15 protein-coding genes are annotated in these 16,548 nt (G+C 59.5%); 7 read left to right on the top strand and 8 right to left on the bottom strand.

The genetic code is table 11. The features are described 5' to 3' along the window. The first annotated feature begins 106 nt into the window (after window positions 1-106). A complete protein-coding gene (locus ACIQWP_RS12765) occupies window positions 107-1,132 on the top strand; it encodes an ArsR/SmtB family transcription factor (RefSeq protein WP_402787301.1) in 1,026 nt (341 codons plus the stop codon). 1 nt (window position 1,133) lies between these two features. Then, on the top strand, window positions 1,134-2,036 hold the full coding sequence (gene metF / locus ACIQWP_RS12760) for a methylenetetrahydrofolate reductase [NAD(P)H] (RefSeq protein WP_402787298.1): 903 nt from the start codon (window positions 1,134-1,136) through the stop codon (window positions 2,034-2,036). Between the two features lie 415 nt (window positions 2,037-2,451). Here metF and ACIQWP_RS12755 read toward each other — a convergent pair whose 3' ends face one another. From ACIQWP_RS12755 to ACIQWP_RS12735, 5 genes are all read right to left on the bottom strand, one after another. Next, the gene (locus tag ACIQWP_RS12755; RefSeq protein ID WP_402787295.1) at window positions 2,452-3,378 is read right to left on the bottom strand and encodes a DMT family transporter; all 927 of its coding nucleotides are present in this window, start codon (window positions 3,376-3,378) and stop codon (window positions 2,452-2,454) included. Between the two features lie 156 nt (window positions 3,379-3,534). Then, a complete protein-coding gene (locus ACIQWP_RS12750; protein WP_402787292.1) occupies window positions 3,535-4,779 on the bottom strand; it encodes a lytic murein transglycosylase in 1,245 nt (414 codons plus the stop codon). A 79-nt stretch (window positions 4,780-4,858) separates the two neighbouring features. Next, window positions 4,859-5,650, bottom strand: a complete 792-nt coding sequence (locus ACIQWP_RS12745; protein ID WP_402787289.1) for a GH25 family lysozyme — start codon at window positions 5,648-5,650, stop codon at window positions 4,859-4,861. 214 nt (window positions 5,651-5,864) lie between these two features. Continuing rightward, a complete protein-coding gene (locus ACIQWP_RS12740; protein WP_402787597.1) occupies window positions 5,865-6,485 on the bottom strand; it encodes a class I SAM-dependent methyltransferase in 621 nt (206 codons plus the stop codon). A gap of 50 nt (window positions 6,486-6,535) precedes the next feature. Next, window positions 6,536-7,783, bottom strand: coding sequence for a DUF3419 family protein (locus ACIQWP_RS12735; RefSeq protein WP_402787286.1), 1,248 nt, complete (start codon window positions 7,781-7,783; stop codon window positions 6,536-6,538). 192 nt (window positions 7,784-7,975) lie between these two features. Between ACIQWP_RS12735 and ACIQWP_RS12730 the strand changes: the two genes are divergently transcribed. Then, window positions 7,976-9,364, top strand: coding sequence for a serine hydrolase domain-containing protein (locus ACIQWP_RS12730; RefSeq protein WP_402787283.1), 1,389 nt, complete (start codon window positions 7,976-7,978; stop codon window positions 9,362-9,364). 44 nt (window positions 9,365-9,408) lie between these two features. On the opposite strand, the gene ACIQWP_RS12725 is transcribed toward ACIQWP_RS12730, so the two are convergent. The 3 genes from ACIQWP_RS12725 to ACIQWP_RS12715 all read right to left on the bottom strand — a co-directional run bounded on the left by ACIQWP_RS12725 (window position 9,409) and on the right by ACIQWP_RS12715 (window position 12,694). Then, window positions 9,409-10,323, bottom strand: a complete 915-nt coding sequence (locus tag ACIQWP_RS12725; protein WP_402787280.1) for a transglycosylase SLT domain-containing protein — start codon at window positions 10,321-10,323, stop codon at window positions 9,409-9,411. A 383-nt stretch (window positions 10,324-10,706) separates the two neighbouring features. After that, window positions 10,707-11,342: a LysE family translocator gene (locus ACIQWP_RS12720; RefSeq protein ID WP_402787277.1), complete on the bottom strand. Its 636-nt coding sequence runs from the start codon at window positions 11,340-11,342 to the stop codon at window positions 10,707-10,709. 140 nt (window positions 11,343-11,482) lie between these two features. Further along, complete coding sequence (locus tag ACIQWP_RS12715; protein WP_402787274.1) at window positions 11,483-12,694, bottom strand: pyrophosphate--fructose-6-phosphate 1-phosphotransferase; 1,212 nt, start codon at window positions 12,692-12,694, stop codon at window positions 11,483-11,485. 277 nt (window positions 12,695-12,971) lie between these two features. Between ACIQWP_RS12715 and ACIQWP_RS12710 the strand changes: the two genes are divergently transcribed. The 4 genes from ACIQWP_RS12710 to ACIQWP_RS12695 all read left to right on the top strand — a co-directional run bounded on the left by ACIQWP_RS12710 (window position 12,972) and on the right by ACIQWP_RS12695 (window position 16,541). Next, on the top strand, window positions 12,972-13,682 hold the full coding sequence (locus ACIQWP_RS12710; protein WP_402787271.1) for a TerB family tellurite resistance protein: 711 nt from the start codon (window positions 12,972-12,974) through the stop codon (window positions 13,680-13,682). Next, window positions 13,679-14,440 (top strand): N-acetylmuramoyl-L-alanine amidase, encoded by a 762-nt coding sequence (locus ACIQWP_RS12705; protein WP_402787268.1) that lies wholly within the window; start codon window positions 13,679-13,681, stop codon window positions 14,438-14,440. Before ACIQWP_RS12710 ends, ACIQWP_RS12705 begins: the two co-directional genes overlap by 4 nt. 266 nt (window positions 14,441-14,706) lie before the next feature. Further along, window positions 14,707-15,264 (top strand): lytic transglycosylase domain-containing protein, encoded by a 558-nt coding sequence (locus tag ACIQWP_RS12700; protein WP_402787265.1) that lies wholly within the window; start codon window positions 14,707-14,709, stop codon window positions 15,262-15,264. Between the two features lie 83 nt (window positions 15,265-15,347). Next, the gene (locus ACIQWP_RS12695; protein WP_402787262.1) at window positions 15,348-16,541 is read left to right on the top strand and encodes an NAD(P)/FAD-dependent oxidoreductase; all 1,194 of its coding nucleotides are present in this window, start codon (window positions 15,348-15,350) and stop codon (window positions 16,539-16,541) included. Window positions 16,542-16,548: the final 7 nt, after the last annotated feature.

Raw genomic sequence — 16,548 nt, 5'->3', positions numbered from 1 at the left:
AGAAACTAACAGATTTCCGACGTGGAATTGTCGTCGCGATCGATTGGCTCTTGCAGATTGCATTCAAATCACATAAAGATATCTTTATATCTTGATTGGGTGTCGAATGACGGATCTGGTTAAACTCGGCTTGGATGACGTGGTGGATGTGCTGAAGGCGGTCGGCGAGCCGACACGATTGCGCCTTCTCGCACTTCTCGCCGCCGGCGATCTCACGGTTACCGATCTTACAGAAATTCTCGGTCAGTCGCAGCCACGCATCTCCCGGCACTTGAAGCTGCTCGGAGAAGCCGGCTTGATTGATCGCTATCAGGAAGGCGCGTGGGCCTATTTCCGCCTGAAGCAGGAGGGCAAGGCCGTGACGCTGGCGCGCTCGCTGCTGCGCCACACCGCCGAAAAGGATACGGTGCTGCTGCGCGATGGCGAGCGCCTTACCTCGGTGAAGCGTATTCGTGCCGAACGCGCCCAGGCCTATTTCAGCCGGAATGCCGCCGAGTGGGATGAGTTGCGTCGCCTCCATGTCGCCGATGAGGATGTCGACAAGGCGCTGATCGAGCTGATCGGCCCGCAGCCGATCGACGCCTTCCTCGACCTCGGCACGGGTACGGGCCGGATGTTGCAGCTTCTGGCCGGCCATTACCGCCGCGCTGTCGGCATCGATGCCAGCCGCGACATGCTGGCGGTTGCCCGCGCCAATCTCGACCGGGCCAACATCACCGCCGCCTCCGTGCGGCATGGCGATATTTTCAACCTGCCGCTCGAGCAGCAGGATTTCGATCTCATCACCGTCCATCAGGTGTTGCATTTCCTCGATCAGCCGGAGGTCGCCATCAACGAGGCGGCGCGAATGCTGCGGCCCGGCGGCCGGCTTGTCATTATCGATCTCGCGCCGCACGGGCTTGAATATCTGCGTGACGAGCATGCGCATCTGCGTCTTGGCTTCTCGCATCAGTCCATGTCGGATTGGCTGAAGCTGGCGGGGCTGGATGTGGAGCGCGTGCAGGACCTTCACTCGGGGCGGGAAGGCGGTCAGGCACTGACCGTCACCATCTGGCTGGCGCGCGACCCGCGTCTGCTGATGGCAGCCGACCGGGGCCACCAATCATCCCCCATCCTTGCCGGGAGAGTTTGACATGTCTTCGAGATCAGAAAGCCGTAACGACGGTATCCGCATCTCTTTCGAGTTCTTTCCGCCGAAGTCGGAAGAGGCTGAGCAGCAGCTGTGGAACACTGTCGAGGAGCTCAGCGATTGGGAGCCAGAATTTGTTTCGGTCACCTATGGGGCAGGCGGCTCGACCAAGGCGCCGACGCTTTCGGCCGTGCGCAAGATGATCCATGAGACGCCGTTCACGACCGCATCGCATCTGACCTGCGTCGGTGCCACGCGTGAGGACACGCATCGGGTAATCGATGAATTCCTTGCCGCGGGCGTTCGCCGGTTCGTCGCTCTGCGCGGCGATCCGCCTGGCGGTGTCGGCTCGGCCTATCAGCCGCATCCGGGCGGTTATGCCAATGCCGCCGAACTGGTGGGAGCTTTGCGCGAGCGTGGCGATTTCGATATTTCCGTCTCCGCCTATCCGGAAAAGCATCCGGAAAGCCGCGATACATCAGCCGATATCGATATGCTGAAGCGCAAGGCCGAGAACGGCGCCGACCGGGCGCTGACCCAGTTCTTCTTCGATAATGATGCGTTCGAGCGCTATCATGATCGCGTTCGCGCTGTTGGCATCAAGATTCCAGTTGTGCCGGGCATCATGCCGATCCAGAACCTGACGCAACTGAAGCGCTTTGCCGGCGCTTGCGGTACCAGCATTCCGTCCTGGCTCGATGAGCGTTTCGATGGTGTGGAAGAAAATACCGAGGAGCGGGCCAGGGTTGCCGCCGAGGTTGCCGCCGAGCAGATCCAGGACCTGATGCGCCGTGGCATCCACGAGTTTCATCTCTATACGATGAACCGTTCGGCACTGGTTTCCGCCGTGCTCGAGCGGCTGGGCCTGCAGCGCAAGGTGGATGCGCGGGCCGGCGCTGCCGCCTGAATCTTCCGCGAAATCACGCATGAAAAAGCGCATGTCCAGTTGGGACATGCGCTTTTCTAATGAAACAGGGGTTTTGTTAGCTTTTCGGAGTTTGATCGTTTGCGAATTTCGTCAAAGCCATCAGATGAAAAGCATCGTCACGACGAAAGCGAAGGCCGCACCGACCACTAGGACGTTGATGGATCGTGTTAATCCCATGTCTTCCTCCTCAGTCAGCCGTTAAATTTTATGTCGAAAATGTGTTGCTTGGAAAGAACATTCGATGCTGCGGCGCGGTATCGAGTTTGCAATTTGATTCATGGCTTCGCGGCAACAATTTGATTTCACGTCATAAATAGCGATTTCTGGCTCGGTGACGGGCTGTGAATAAATATTAATATGCTGTGACCGGGGATCATCCGAGTGGAGGACGAGATCATGTTTCACGCGTTCTGACGCTGCGTTTCATCCAGATGTAAAACCGCCCATCGAGGACGAGGAGGCCCGCGGCTATGAGCAACATGCCGGCGATTTCGCTCGGACCCATCCGCTCGCCCAAAAAGAGGAAGCCGAGCAATAGCGCGCTCGGCGGCACGAGCAAGGTGACGAGGGAGGTGTTGGTGGCGCCGGCAAGTTCGATGATGCGAAAATAGAGGATATAGGCGAAGGCGGTCGATAGCAGCGCCAGGCCAAGAATGGCTGCAATTGCCGTGACCGGTGGGGCGGCAAGCGTCCAAGGCTGATCGATGAACAGGGCGGCCGGCAGCATGATGAGCGAGGAGCCGGTCAGCTGGCCCGCCGCAACGACGGGTGGCGCGATGCCCTTGAAGCGTTTGGCATAGATCGCTGCAAATCCATAGGAGATCGCCGCGAGGATTGGCAATGACAGCGCCCAGAAGGGAATCGAGCCGCTGCTGGTAACACTCGGCCCGAGCAGCACGATCGTTCCGAGCAGGCCGGTGAGGCAGCCAACCAGCTTGGCCGACGTGAGGCGTTCGTCCGTCGTCAGCTGATTGCCGATCAGCACGGTCCACATCGGTGTCGTCGCGTTCAGGATGGATGCAAGTCCGGCGCCCATCTGCGTCTGACCGCAGAAGAGCAACACATGCGGCACCGCGTTGTTGATCAAGCCCAACAGGAGAAACTGCGGCCAGTGACGCCGCAAGGACTGATAGATGCCAAGACGGCCGGCAAGATAGATGTGCAGTGCGATCGCCGCCAGCGACAGGCGCAGCAGAACCAGCGTGAAGGGCGGGACATAATGAACAGCGATGCGGGCGAAAAAGAACGATCCGCCCCAGATCAATCCCAATAGTAGCAACAGGCCCCAGGTCGAGGCGCTCATTCTGTTCTCGGTATTCATCGTGATTTCCCCTCTTTCAATCTATCTAAGCTGAAAGAAGGCCGGCTCTCCACCCGTTTCTTGCTGTCGCAGGATCGTAGGCTGTCGGAGGGACGAAAGAGCGCGCATAAAAAAAGGCGGCCCGGAGCCGCCTTTTCGTTCGAGACATGCGAGAAATCAAAGTGCGTTGAGCAATGCCGTCGTTGCCCAGCCGTCGGCCGGCATGCCCAGGCGGAACTGTTCCTTCTGGATGGCGACGCGGGTTCCGGAGCCGAGAATGCCGTCGATCTTGCCGACATCATAGCCGCGTGCCACGAGCTTGGTCTGGAGCGCCTTCATGTCGACATCGTTGAGGCCCGGTTCAGGCGTGCCCTTGTTGTAGGGAGGAGCGCCGGCGAAACGGGTGGCGAAATAGGCGGCCGAGGTCGTGTAGATGAACGACTGGTTCCAGCCGAGGTAGGTGTTGTAGTTCGGGTAGGTGAGGAAGGCTGGGCCTTTGCGGCCCTGCGGCAGGATGAGAGCGGCCGGCAGTGACGCGAAGTTGGTATCGCCGTCGCGCGGCTTGACGCCAAGCTTGAACCAGTCGCCGGCCGTCAGCGTGCCACCGATGCCGGATTTTTCCCATGGCAGATTGTCCGGGACAGCAACTTCCTGCAGCCAGGGCTGGTCGCGTATGAAGCCGAGATGCTGTAGGAATTTCGCCGTGGTCAGGATGACGTCGGGCGCGCTTGTCTTCAAGTTGACGTGACCGTCGCCGTCGCCATCCGTGCCGTAAGCAATGATGTCGGGCGGCAGCATCTGCGTCTGGCCGATTTCGCCGGCCCATGCGCCCGTCGTGGTCGCCGGATCGACATCGCCGCGTTGTACCAATTCAATCAGCGCGATCAGGCGCGGGCGAAAGAATTCTGGCCTGCGGCAGTCATGGGCGAGGGTGACCAGGGCGTTTCGGGTGTTGAAATTGCCCTGAACCGCACCGAAGTCGGTTTCCATGGCCCAGAAGGCGGTGATGACGCCGGGGGGAACGCCATAGTCCTTTTCAGCCTTGGCGAAGACGTCGGCATATTGCTTGATCTTCTGGCGGCCGATATCCAGGCGACCCTGGCTGACGGTGCGCTGCGAGAATTCGAGGAAGGTCTGGCGGAAGACACCCTGGCTACGGTCCATGGCCAAGACCTTGGGGTCGATTTGCGCGCCGGCAAACGTCTTGTCGGCCGCTGCAGCATCTGCACCATCGGCAATCGCCTCGGCTTTTACTCCGGCCAGGAAGGCTGCGAGATCACCACCGCAGGCCGCTTTGGGAGTAGCGTCGCTGCTCGCGGGCGGCACCGTGGCCGGAGCTGCATTCTGAGCGATCGCCGTGCCGGCGACAGCGGAGGCGAAGATCAACGCGAGCGCGCTGCGTCGAATGGTGTGACGATCCATGAGCGATCCTCTCTAGTGATAGAATAGGGTCGCTTTCACAGAAGATTGTGACATAAGCAAGAGAGAACTGATCTCAATCTCAAGAATTTCCCTGCTTCTGTACTGCCGCCACCCAGTTGTGCCAATTCTGTTCGGAACCGGCAAAGACGTTGATATCCGTCGGTCCTTTTATGCCGGGGATGAGCCCGGTGGATGTATATTGCCAAAAGGCCCAACTGCGGTCGGCATAGATCTCCCTGGGATGCTTTGCGACCGAGCGCACCCAGAACTGATAGTCCTTGAAGTAACCGACAAGATTTTCGCGATGGAAATCGACCGATGTATAGATGATCGGGCGTTTGCCGTAGTATGCCTCGAGGCGATCCATGAAGCGCTTGATTTCCGTCCGCACTGTTTCGGGGGCAGGTCTGGTGCGGCAGGTCGGGGAACCGGGGTTCCATTCGACGTCGATAACGGGCGGAAGCGCCGTGGCATCCTTCGGCACGTTGCGGATGAACCAATCGGCCTGATCGTCGGCGGTGGAGCAGAAATAATAGAAATGATAGGCGGTATGCAGCAGCCCCGCAGCAGCTGCTTCCTGCCAGTATTCGGTAAAGCGAGGATCGATCCTGTCCTTGCCTTCCGTCGCCTTGATAAAAGCAAAGGCAACGCCGGAAGATTTGACGGCCCGCCAATCGATATCGCCCTGGTACTTGGAAATATCGATACCGTGGATGGGATGGCGCCCGGGATGGTCGCGGCCGAAATCCTGCGGCTTCGTATCGCTGAACCTGGTCTTGGGAAGGGCTGCCGTCGAGAGGGCGTCGTAACCCGTCGTGCAGCCATTCAAGAAAAGGGCGAGCGGCAGTAGGCATGCCAGAAGCCGGCGCATGGGTTTCCTGTTATGGCGCGAGTGATCTTGCTGCCCCAAGGCCTGGCTTCCGTAATATGGTCCCCGAGAATCCGAAAGAGCGGCAGACCATACCGTTACCAGCTGGTCTTGCCACTTTATTCACCATATCAACGTAAAAAATGCGTTATCTTCAAGCAGATTCTTATGCTTGATGCCCTCCGGGGCTGGATTCTACGTTGGAATCGACAACTGCTCAGGCGCTCTGCCGGGTTGCCACGACCCGCCAGGCATAACCGCGGCCGATCCTTTCGGTCTTCAAGGACATGCCCCGCGCTTCAGCCTTTTCTTCGAGCACGGTCAGAAGATCGGCGCGAGGGGTGACGTGGAATTTCCTTAGCCACCCCTTGAGCATGGCGCGGAACCAGCCCGGCAATCCCTCCTGCTGGCCGAAATCGACGATGTGCAGCTCGCCGCCCGGTGCGACCGCGTCGAGCGAGGCGTCGATGGCACTTTTCCAATCCGGGATCATCGAGAGCGCGTAGGAAATCATGACGCGATCGAACCCGCCGGCGCCGAAATCCGCCGGCGAAAAGGCCGTGGCGTCAGCAACGCGGAAATCCGGCATGTGCTTCAAGCCGCGGAAATTGGCCCGCGCCGAAATCAGCATCTCCTGCGAGATATCGAGGCCGTAGAGACGGGCAGAGGGAAAGCGCCGATAGGCGAGCAGCATGTTGCGGCCCGTGCCGCAGCCGACCTCTAGCAGGGAGCCGCCGACCGGCACGTTCAACTGTTCGATCGTCCGGTCGCGCCCGAAAAGGTAATATTTGCGGGTCAGGTCATAGATGTGGCGCTGATAGCGGTACATGCCGTCCATCAGCTTGGCGTGGTTGTTCCCGCTTGTCTCTATGCCCGTGTCCGCCTGGCTCACGCTTTTTTCCCGTAGATATGGAAGCCACCATAGATTGCCGAGCGATCGTGGGCATTGAGTTCCTGCGAACGCTCTTCGAAATAAACCCACTGGTCGCGGATGGCCGGAGACAGGCGACCTTCGATGATGCTCTTTTCTGCCGCCGTGCGGAAGATCACGCGGGCGCCTTCACGCGCCGTGCGGGTGATCTCGGCCCAGAGACCGTTGAGCTGTTCGTCGGTCATCCAGTCCTGGGCATCAAGCAGGATATAACGATCACGCGAGGCTGCCGGCTTGGAAGCAAGAAGTTCGGTGAAGTTGGCGTGATGCACGTCGACGCGGTCGGCATTTGCGCGGATCGCGGCATAGTGCTCCGGCTTGAGATAGGTGGGCAGTGGCCCCTGGTGCTGGGCAGCATAGCGCCGCGAGAATGCCTGCCAGGCGAAATAATTGTCGCGCATCGGGAAGTGGCAGGCGAGCTTTTCCAGGCGATGCTTCAACACAGCGGAAATGGAATCGTCACCAGCCAGGCTCGCAAGCTCGTCATATTGCTGCGGCGGGATGCCAAGGCCGAAAAGCGAGCTCTTGCGCCCGAGCAGCCAGCGAACCATCCGCTTGTCGAAGATCGGCGCGATCTCCTCCTCGAAGAACTGACGCTGCTCGCGCATGGTGCGGGCTTCCGTCATTCTGTCGAGGCGGACGCCATGCACGCGTGCCAATATGTGAGCGGCACCGATAAAGCGGCCGAGAAGGCCGGTCTTGTAGATATTGCGATTGAATACCGTGATGCGGCGGCGGCCATAAAGGTCGCGGCCGGCCCAGTAGTCGGCTGTGGAGGCATCGAGCCGCGGTGCGATGAACTGGTCGTAAGCCTGGCTGTTGGCGGCGGTGTCGGGCGTCCCGAAGAAGCGCACCAGGTCGGAATGGCCGGGGAGCAGGCGGAATGCCGCAAGTTTCAGCTTGTTCAGCGCGATATGGTGGCGATTGAGATCGACGACATCGATAGAGGCCGGATTTTGCGAGAGGTAGGCGAGCATGTTGCAGCCGCCCGAACCGATCGTCACGATGCGGTGGTGTGGTTGAAGCTCCATTGCCGCCATATCGACATCCGGATCTTCCCAGATCTGCGGATAGACGAGGCCGGAAAAGAGCATGCCGAACAGGCGTTCGGAGAGGCCCGCCTTGGACAGTGCCTTGTGTTGGAGCAGCGCGTCCTTGAGTTTCCGGTTCTTCTGGAGACCGGCATCCGGGGCGAATTCCGTCATCTGAGTCTTGTCACCGATTTGTGAAGTTCAGGGCGTTTAACCCGGCAATGCTACAGTCTGATGACGCGGGCTGTTGGCAGATTGGGCATAAGAGTAACCCTGCACATATTTAAGGAGCCCTGATCATCATAGGTCTTTCATCTTGTTGCGTTTCCTGATTGTCTCCGCCTACCTTTCTGGAGGGTATGCAATATGCGTTTGATATCGAGAGTGATCGGGGCTCTGGTTGTACTGCTGCTGATCATTGTCGCCGGCGGAGCCGTCTGGCTTTCCGTTTATCCGCCGGAATTGCTCAAGGTTGGCGATGGCTATGCGGCAAAGATCGTCTGCTCCAACACCTTCGTGGCCAAGCGGGACCCGGACAAGGTGTTGGAGGAGGATGTGCAGGCTCCCGGCAATCCGGCACTGAAGCTCATACGGGTGTCGGTCGACCGGGAGGAAGGGGTTGTCACGGCCCGCTTCCTCGGATTGTTTGCGCCGAACCGCGCGCTCTATCGCGGCGCGCTCGGCTGCGCGCTGGTTCCGGATGGCGATCTGCAGGCGGCTCGCAGCGCCGTTTTCCTCAACAAAATCAAGGCGCCGAAGAATGATGCGCTGTGGCCGGACGGAGATGCTGTCAACATCGAGCAGGGCGGCGAGGGGGCCAAACTTGCCAATGTCGTCGCAAATCCGGAGCTTGCCGGGCCTGCTATGCGTGCGGTCGTCGTCGTCAAGGATGGGCGCATCGTCGCAGAGACCTATGGTGACGGCTTCGGCAAGGGGACGCCTCTCGTCGGCTGGTCGATGACAAAGACGGTCAACGCCGCCATTATCGGCCGCCTCATGCTGGCCGGGCGCATGTCTTTCGACGATCAGAATCTTCTGCCGCAATGGAGCGGAGACCCACGCAAGGATATCAAGCTCAGCGATCTCCTGGCCATGGAGAGCGGGCTTGCCTTCAACGAGGCCTATGGCACCGTATCGGACGTGACGCGCATGCTCTATCTCGACCCGGATGTGACGAGTATCGCAGCCAATGCACGCCAGGTAGTCAAGCCCGGCGAACGTTTCAGCTATTCCAGCGGCACGGCAACCCTGCTTTCGCGCCTCTGGATGAACCGGCTGCCCAATCTGAGCGCCGCCGTCTCCTATCCACGCGAAGCACTTTTCGGGCCGCTCGGCATGTACAGCGCCGTTTTCGAGGCCGACGAGCGCGGCACCTTCGTCGGCAGCTCCTATCTCTATGCCAATGCTCGGGACTGGGCGCGTTTCGGCCAGTTCCTGCTTCAGGATGGTGTCTGGAATGGGCGCCGCCTGCTGCCGGAAGGGTTTGTCGGCGCCATGCGTACGCCGACGAAGGCTTCCGAGGGTGTTTACTCGCAGGTTCAGGCCTGGCTCGCCGGCCCCGGCGGCTCGAATGCGCAATTCGGCCTGCCTGCGGATACGTTCTGGATGACCGGACACGACGGTCAAACTGTCGCGATCGTGCCGTCTGCCAATCTCGTCGTCGTGCGGATGGGGCTGACGCCGACCTGGGCGGACTATCGACCACAGGTTCTGGTAAAGCGGATCATGGATGTGATAAAGCCGGCCACGAATTAGGCCAGCTTTTCAGACTGTCTCGATAAAATCAGTGCTCGATAAAATCAATAATTGCCGTTGGCGACGTCCGTCAGGCCCTTGCGCTTGGCATCGTAGTAATAGCCGCGTGCGTAGAGCTGTACGGCGTTGACTTCCTTGTTCTGGGCTTTGCTGTCCGCCGTCATCCACGCGCCGCGCAGATATTTGGCGGCGTATTTGATGTTGGTTTCGGCATCGAGCAGGCCGGACGCCGGGCCTTCATAGCCCATGGACTTGGCCGTATTGTACTTGATCTGCATCAGGCCGAAATATCCGGCGCGGTTATACGCCTTCGGATTGTAGCGGCTCTCGCGATGAACGACGCGATGGATCAGGGATTCGGGAATTTCGTAGAGCTTGGCGTATTTCTGGATGAGTTTCGAAACGTAGCTCTTTTCGGCCGCCGGAACATCGGAATCGTAATTCGGCGTGTTGGTGGTGGTCATGACAGCCGGAACGACCGTCGGGCCGCTGCTATCGAAATTGAAGTCATAATGCATGCGGTTGTCGGCATAGCGCAGAAGGCCGATCTGCGCGGGCGTGGCGAAGGCGACCTCCGCCTGTGCCATCGAATCCGGGCGTGGCGTCGGCACGGCGACCTGAATGGCGGCAACATCCGACGTCATCGGAATGGTCGGCTCGCCCTGAGCCACGGAGGCGGAGACCGGCATGAGCGCGGCATCGCCGGGGCGGGCCGGATTGGGCATGGGGATTGCGACCACGGAAGGCACAAGAGGTACATCGGATGCCGCATAGGCGGCGGCCGTTGACGTGCCGGCAGCCGAAGCACCCGTCGCTGCCGCGATTGCGGCAGTTCCCTGGTTGGCAGCGTTTGCCGCCGGCGTGCCGAAGCGTCCTTGTGCCGCGTCCACCTGCTGCTGGCTTACCGTGCCGGAGGCAATGTTTGTCGCGCCCGGTGCAAGACGGCCGGACTTTGCCATTGCTATCTGTTGCGGCTGCTGCGGTCCGATGAATCCAGGCGCTGCTGCGGTCATTGCGACGCCCGTGGACGGGGCAGCGCCAGTTGCGCTCGCGGTCATATTCGGATGCGGCACGTTGGCGTGTGCCGACGGGAGTTCTGCCTGAGACGTCTTCTGCTGCTGAGTGCTTGCGCACCCGGCCAGAGCGCCGCACATCATTGCCGATAAGGCAACGCTGCGCTTCAGGCTGGGAAATCCGATCGCTACCATTCTGTCACTTTCGAAAAAACCAAACCTAATTTCGATGCAATTCCGCCACAGGACCGCCAAATTCGGTCACAGTATCGGTAAAATTATGAATCCCCATTAACCTATCCGTGATCGCGCCGCAACCCTGCACCGCCTCAGGCGGCCATCCGGCGGTATCCGGCGGTCACTGCGCCGGCTGCAATCAACAGGGTACCGCCCGTTCTGTTGACGGCGCGTTGCACGCTTGCCTTGCGGATGAAGCCGCGCGCCATGTCGGCCACGAACACGTAAATCAGCGAGTTCAGTGCCGCCAAAGTGAGGAATGTTGCCTCCAAAATAAGCGTTTGCTCAAGAAATGGCTTAGACATGTCGAGAAATTGCGGCACGAACGCAATGAAGAAGACGATGCTCTTCGGGTTGAGGGCTGTTACAACATAGGCGTGTAAGAGAATTTTTAACGGTTTTTCCTCTGGGAGATTGTCATTGTCGCCCATTGGACCCGTTACAATAGGGGCTCTCCAGAGCTTGATTCCGAGGAAAACGAGATAGGCCGCGCCGATCAGTTTAAGAATCGTGAATAGTGTCGCTGATGTGGCGAGTAGGGCGCCGAGACCGGCGAGCGAGGCGGTCATTGCCGTAAAATCGCCCAAAGTGACGCCGGTGACCGTTGCGAGCGCCGTCTTGCGGCCGTGGCCGAGTGCATAGGATATGACAAGGAGAATAGTCGGACCCGGTATGGCCAGCATGATGCAGGACGCGGCGGCGAAAGCGAGCCAGGTTTCGATTGACATGGAATCCTCCCTAATTCCTATTTCGCCGCCAGCAAAGACATCGGATTGGTCATCCGTCAATCCGCTTGATCGAAGATCGGGCCGCTTGATCAAAGATCAGGCCGCTCGATTACCGATCAGTCCGATTGACCACCGATCAATCAAGCTTGTGTGTATTTCTGCCCGATATGATCCATGACCTCGCCGAACCAGGGCGCCGAGAGATCGAATGCCTTGCCGCCCTTGATGCGCGGGAATTCGATGACGCGCAGCTTGCCGCCCTGGCCTTCGTCATGTCCGGTGACGCCGGATACCTTGTTGAGAGCGCTTTCGACCGCAAGATCGACCATGCCCTGGATGAGGCGAAGATCGTCGCCGTTTGCCGGGGCGGAGCGGGCGAAGTAACCCGATTTCTGCACCATGGAGCGCTCCGCGCCGATGATGGCTGCGAACTGCTTCTGGAACCAGCCACCGACATTGATGGTGTCGATCTTCACATGGCCGAAGGCGTCGCGCTTGACGGTTTCTCCGGCGGCTTCCCGTTCGGCGACGATGGCGTCGAGGGCGGCACCTTCCGACACGAACAGCGTCACCTGGCCGGTCTTCTCCATAATATTGCGCAGTCGTTCGCCTTCAGCTTCGATATCGAATGCCATTTCCGGCAGGTAAAGGCCGTCGATGCCCTTCATCTCGGCGTTCATCATGAAGCCTTCGACATATTCGTTGGCGCTGCTCTTCTGGATATAGGCGCGCGCGGTTGCCGCCGTCAGCCAGCCACAGTGGCGGCCCATCACTTCATGGATGACGAGCGTTTTCGGCGCGGCGGTCTGCTCATTGCTGACATTGTCGAAGAAGTGAGCGCCAACTTCGGCGGCCGTCCAGGCGCCGAGGGACTGACGGATCGGCACGACGTCGTTATCAACAGTCTTCGGCAGGCCGACGACGGTCAGGTCATAGCCGTTGGCGCCGAGGTAGGCTGCGAGATCGGCCGCCGTCGTATTGGTGTCGTCGCCACCGATCGTGTGAAGGATGGTGACGCCGTCGGAAGCCAGTCGCTCGGCTGCGACGCGCAACGGGTTTTCGCCTTCCTTGACCAGGCCGCGCTTGACGCAGTCCGCGATGTTGGTGAGCTTGACGCGGCTATTGCCGATCGGCGAGCCGCCATAGCGATGCAGCAGATAGGCACGCTCGCGCATGGCCGGCGTCACCTCGATACTGTCACCCAGCAGAACTCCCTGGTAGCCAGAACGATAGGCGATCATGTCGAGATCGGGCGCCACGTCGGTGTAGCGCTGGATCAGCCCGCCGACGGCAGACGAAAGGCAGGGCGCCAATCCACCAGCAGTGAGCATTGCGACTTTCTGTTTGGCCATGGAGATCCTCCTTGCAGTCAAGCTGCGTCATTTCAATGGTTGCGGTGGGAATGGATGCGACAGGCGGGCATGGGTGTAAAGTAAAGAATTTAAGAAACCCGCGGTTTGTTTTGCCGTTGTGGGGTAGGCGTACGTCCGATTGGAGAATGTCTTGCAGTGCAGCATCATTACCAAATCGTGAAAAGTGTTTTCGGGCTTGCGACGAATGGACAGCTTGCATTGGCAGGCATTATTTGATCAAGGTGTTCTACTGTTTCAGTAGGATATCGAGACCTGCATGTCGTTCTGGGAAAAATTGCTGAATGCTATCGGTAGCACTGCCGGCAATGCCCTGTCGGCGGTGGTCGAGGCTATTCGCACCGTCTTCGAAGGCGACCCGGAAACGCGCCGCAAGGTGGCCTTTTCCGTCGCCATAATCGCTCTTTCGGCCAAGATGGCCAAAGCTGACGGCGTGGTGACGGAAAACGAGGTCAATGCATTTCGCGAGATCTTCGAATTTCCCCCCGATCAGGCAAGAAACGTCGCACGTCTTTATAATCTGGCGCGTCAGGACGTGGCCGGTTACGAAGCCTATGCGGAACGGCTATCCTCTCTTTGCGAGACATGCACGAAGAACTGCCCGGTGCTGGAAGACGTGCTGGACGGTCTCTTCCATATCGCCAAGGCGGACGGTCTGATCCATGAGAAGGAAATGGATTTCCTTCAGCATGTCGCCGAGATCTTCCATATGAGCGAGGAGCGGTTTGAACAGATCATGGCGCGCCATGTGAGCACCGGCGGCCGCGATCCCTACAAGATACTTGGTGTCTCGCGTCAGGACGATTTCCCGACGATCCGCCGCCGCTACCACGGCCTCGTCTACGAGAACCATCCGGATCGCCTCGTGTCGCGCGGAGTGCCGGAAGAGTTCCACGCCATCGCCAACGAGCGCATGGCGGCTCTGAATGCTGCCTATGCCGAGATCGAGAAAGAACGCCGCGCAGCATGAGTGCATTTAAGGCCGATTTCACTCGCGCCCGTGTGCAGCCTTCGCCGAACCATGGCGAGAGGCGTGATGGGCGTCGGCCTGATATCATCCTCCTGCACTATACGGGCATGGGCACGGCCGAGGGAGCGCTCGATTGGCTCTGTCGACCGGAGAGCCAGGTGTCGAGCCACTACTTTGTTTTCGAGGACGGGCGCGTCATGCAGCTTGTTCCCGAAGAGCGCCGCGCTTGGCATGCGGGCAAGAGCTCCTGGCATGGCGAGGCCGACATCAATTCATCCTCAATCGGCATCGAGATCGCCAATGCCGGCCACCCCGGCGGACTGCCAGAATTCCCCGATGCGCAGATCGAAGCGGTCATCGAACTGTGTCGCGATTGCGGCCAACGCTGGGCAATCAGGCCAGAACGGGTGCTTGGGCACTCCGATGTAGCCCCTGTGCGCAAGGTCGATCCGGGCGAGAAATTCCCCTGGGCACGGCTGGCCGCGGCAGGCGTAGGCCACTGGGTTGAGCCGGCTTCGATCACCGGCGGGCGGTTCTTTCAGAAGGGCGATGTGGGCCAGCCGATCGAAGCCTTGCAGTCCATGCTCTCTCTCTATGGTTACGATACTGTAATAAATGGCGAATTCTCGGAAAAGCTGAAGGGCGATATCGAAGCTTTCCAGCGTCATTTCCGGCAGGAGCGCGTCGACGGTATCGCTGACTTCTCGACGATCGATACGCTTCATCGCCTTCTGTCCGCGCTGCCACGCTATTCCTAACTGGGTCGATCCTGCCTCCTATCTTTATAGCCGGCTATAGAGACGAAAACGCGCAACACCCTGCTGCGCCACAGCTTTTCCCTATTATCTCCGCATTGCATTGGTCTAACGACGCTCGCTGAACGGCGGTCGCGCCGTCTGGGTTTGTGTGTAGCGCGACCGTAGACGACTAATGGGGACTGTGCATTCCGGCGGCTCTTTTTGCCTCCAGCCGGACGTGACGGCTTGTGCTGTCCGCGGTCCCGCCCCTGGAGACAAAAGACTACATGAAAAATTTGATTGTTGCGGCGGTAGCATGCGTGGGCGTGCTGCTGGTGGGATATGATTGTGCCTTTGCGGGCCAGCGTGACGCAAAGCAGAAAACGGTTCCCCTCAAGATTGTCAGCCGCACCACCGGCTTTCCGGTTCCCAATGTTCCCGCCGAATTGCGCGATGCCGACACATCCTTCGCACGGCAAAATCGCTATTCCGTATTGATTGCCAAATATGCCAAGCAGAACGGCGTCGCAGTCGAACTCGCCACCGCCGTCATTCAGATCGAAAGCAATTTCAATCCGAAAATTCGCGGAAGCGCAGGCGAAATCGGCCTGATGCAGATCAAGCCGGCGACCGCTAGACTGATGGGCTACACTGGCCGGAGCAAGGGGCTCTACGATCCTGAGACGAACATCAAGTTCGGCATGAAATATCTTGCCATGGCGCAGAACCTTGGCGGTGGCCCGACCTGCAACACCATTCTCAAATATAATGCCGGCCATGGCGCCACGCGCATGAATCCGATCTCGAAGCGCTATTGCGGCAAGGTGCTCGCGCTTCTGGACTGACGTCCCCTCTCTTGGAGGATTACGGGTAGGGCGGAATCGCTTTCCATGCTATCGAACCGCTATTGTTTGCGAGGGATCATAGCATGGCAGCGGATTTCAGGTTCATCGTCGTCGGCCGAGGAATGATGGGAGCTGCTGCTGCCCGCCATCTCGCCAGGCAAACAGACGGTATCGCCGTCATCGGACCGGATGAACCAGAGGATCGCGCGAGCCATCGGGGTGTCTTCGGCAGTCACTACGACGAGGGCCGCATCACCCGCACGATCGACCCTAACACGGATTGGGCTCGCCTCGCAAACCGTTCGATCAGCCGCTATGCGGAAATCGAACGGGATAGCGGCATTCGGTTCTATGCGCCCGTCGGCTGCCTGGTCACCGGTCCGATGCGGGGCGGCGACAACGGCTATGTAGGCGATGTGGTGGATGCAGCGCAACGGCTGGGCGTTCAGACCGAGATTTTCGACGATGCCGGGCTGAAGGCGAAGTTTCCCTTCTTCTCTTTCGCATCGGCAAGCGAAGGGGTCTATGAGCCTCACGGCGCCGGCCATATCAGCCCGCGCCGGCTGGTGAAGGCGCAGTCGCTGCTGGCGGAGAAGGCCGGCGCGCGGGTCATCAAGCAGACTGCAGCGTCGATCCGCGCCGACGGCGGCTTGGCTATCGTGACGACCGCCGAGGGCGAGACATTCAGCGCGGAAAAGGTGCTGCTGGCCGCTGGCGGTTTCTCCATTGCCGAGAATCTCTTGCCGCGACCTGTTGAGATGAAGGTTTATGGCCGCACGGTCACCTTCTTCGAGGTGAGCAAGGACGAGGCCGAGGCGATGTCGGCAATGCCGTCGCTGATATCCAAGACGCTCGACGATATCGACAGCATTTATATGCTGCCGCCGATCCTCTATCCGGACGGCAAATATTACATGAAGATCGGCGGCGATCCGGACGACCTTCAGTTCGATACCGAGGTCGAACTGCGGGCCTGGTTCCGCACCGCCGGCCGCGACAAGGCGCGCGAGCATCTGGCGCGGATATTCCACGACCTCGTTCCCAGCGTAACGCACCCTCCCGCTTTCACCAATTCCTGTGCGGTTTCCTATTCACCGACCGGTTATCCGATGATCGGCTACACGTCTTCGGCACGCGTTGCGGTTCTGACGGGCGGTTGCGGCACGGCAGCCAAGAGTTCCGATGAAATCGGCCGGCTGGGGGCGGAACTGCTGCTCGCAGGTCGAATCAAGGACGAGGGCTACGACACGGATTTCTCAGCGCATTTCCGCGATTGACATCAGC

It is taken from the genome of Rhizobium sp. NPDC090279, from assembly GCF_044769665.1.
In the GTDB taxonomy this organism is placed as follows: domain Bacteria; phylum Pseudomonadota; class Alphaproteobacteria; order Rhizobiales; family Rhizobiaceae; genus Rhizobium.
Note: the sequence above shows the minus strand (reverse complement) of the source record. Positions and strands in the feature narration are given on the sequence as shown.

What these genes read in the sequence shown, in the direction of transcription:
- ACIQWP_RS12765 (WP_402787301.1), top strand. Translation starts at nt 107, where the DNA reads ATGACGGATCTGGTTAAACTCGGCTTGGATGACGTGGTGGATGTGCTG.
- metF (WP_402787298.1), top strand. Translation starts at nt 1,134, where the DNA reads ATGTCTTCGAGATCAGAAAGCCGTAACGACGGTATCCGCATCTCTTTC.
- ACIQWP_RS12755 (WP_402787295.1), bottom strand. Translation starts at nt 3,378, where the DNA reads ATGAATACCGAGAACAGAATGAGCGCCTCGACCTGGGGCCTGTTGCTA.
- ACIQWP_RS12750 (WP_402787292.1), bottom strand. Translation starts at nt 4,779, where the DNA reads ATGGATCGTCACACCATTCGACGCAGCGCGCTCGCGTTGATCTTCGCC.
- ACIQWP_RS12745 (WP_402787289.1), bottom strand. Translation starts at nt 5,650, where the DNA reads ATGCGCCGGCTTCTGGCATGCCTACTGCCGCTCGCCCTTTTCTTGAAT.
- ACIQWP_RS12740 (WP_402787597.1), bottom strand. Translation starts at nt 6,485, where the DNA reads ATGGACGGCATGTACCGCTATCAGCGCCACATCTATGACCTGACCCGC.
- ACIQWP_RS12735 (WP_402787286.1), bottom strand. Translation starts at nt 7,783, where the DNA reads ATGACGGAATTCGCCCCGGATGCCGGTCTCCAGAAGAACCGGAAACTC.
- ACIQWP_RS12730 (WP_402787283.1), top strand. Translation starts at nt 7,976, where the DNA reads ATGCGTTTGATATCGAGAGTGATCGGGGCTCTGGTTGTACTGCTGCTG.
- ACIQWP_RS12725 (WP_402787280.1), bottom strand. Translation starts at nt 10,323, where the DNA reads ATGGCAAAGTCCGGCCGTCTTGCACCGGGCGCGACAAACATTGCCTCC.
- ACIQWP_RS12720 (WP_402787277.1), bottom strand. Translation starts at nt 11,342, where the DNA reads ATGTCAATCGAAACCTGGCTCGCTTTCGCCGCCGCGTCCTGCATCATG.
- ACIQWP_RS12715 (WP_402787274.1), bottom strand. Translation starts at nt 12,694, where the DNA reads ATGGCCAAACAGAAAGTCGCAATGCTCACTGCTGGTGGATTGGCGCCC.
- ACIQWP_RS12710 (WP_402787271.1), top strand. Translation starts at nt 12,972, where the DNA reads ATGTCGTTCTGGGAAAAATTGCTGAATGCTATCGGTAGCACTGCCGGC.
- ACIQWP_RS12705 (WP_402787268.1), top strand. Translation starts at nt 13,679, where the DNA reads ATGAGTGCATTTAAGGCCGATTTCACTCGCGCCCGTGTGCAGCCTTCG.
- ACIQWP_RS12700 (WP_402787265.1), top strand. Translation starts at nt 14,707, where the DNA reads ATGAAAAATTTGATTGTTGCGGCGGTAGCATGCGTGGGCGTGCTGCTG.
- ACIQWP_RS12695 (WP_402787262.1), top strand. Translation starts at nt 15,348, where the DNA reads ATGGCAGCGGATTTCAGGTTCATCGTCGTCGGCCGAGGAATGATGGGA.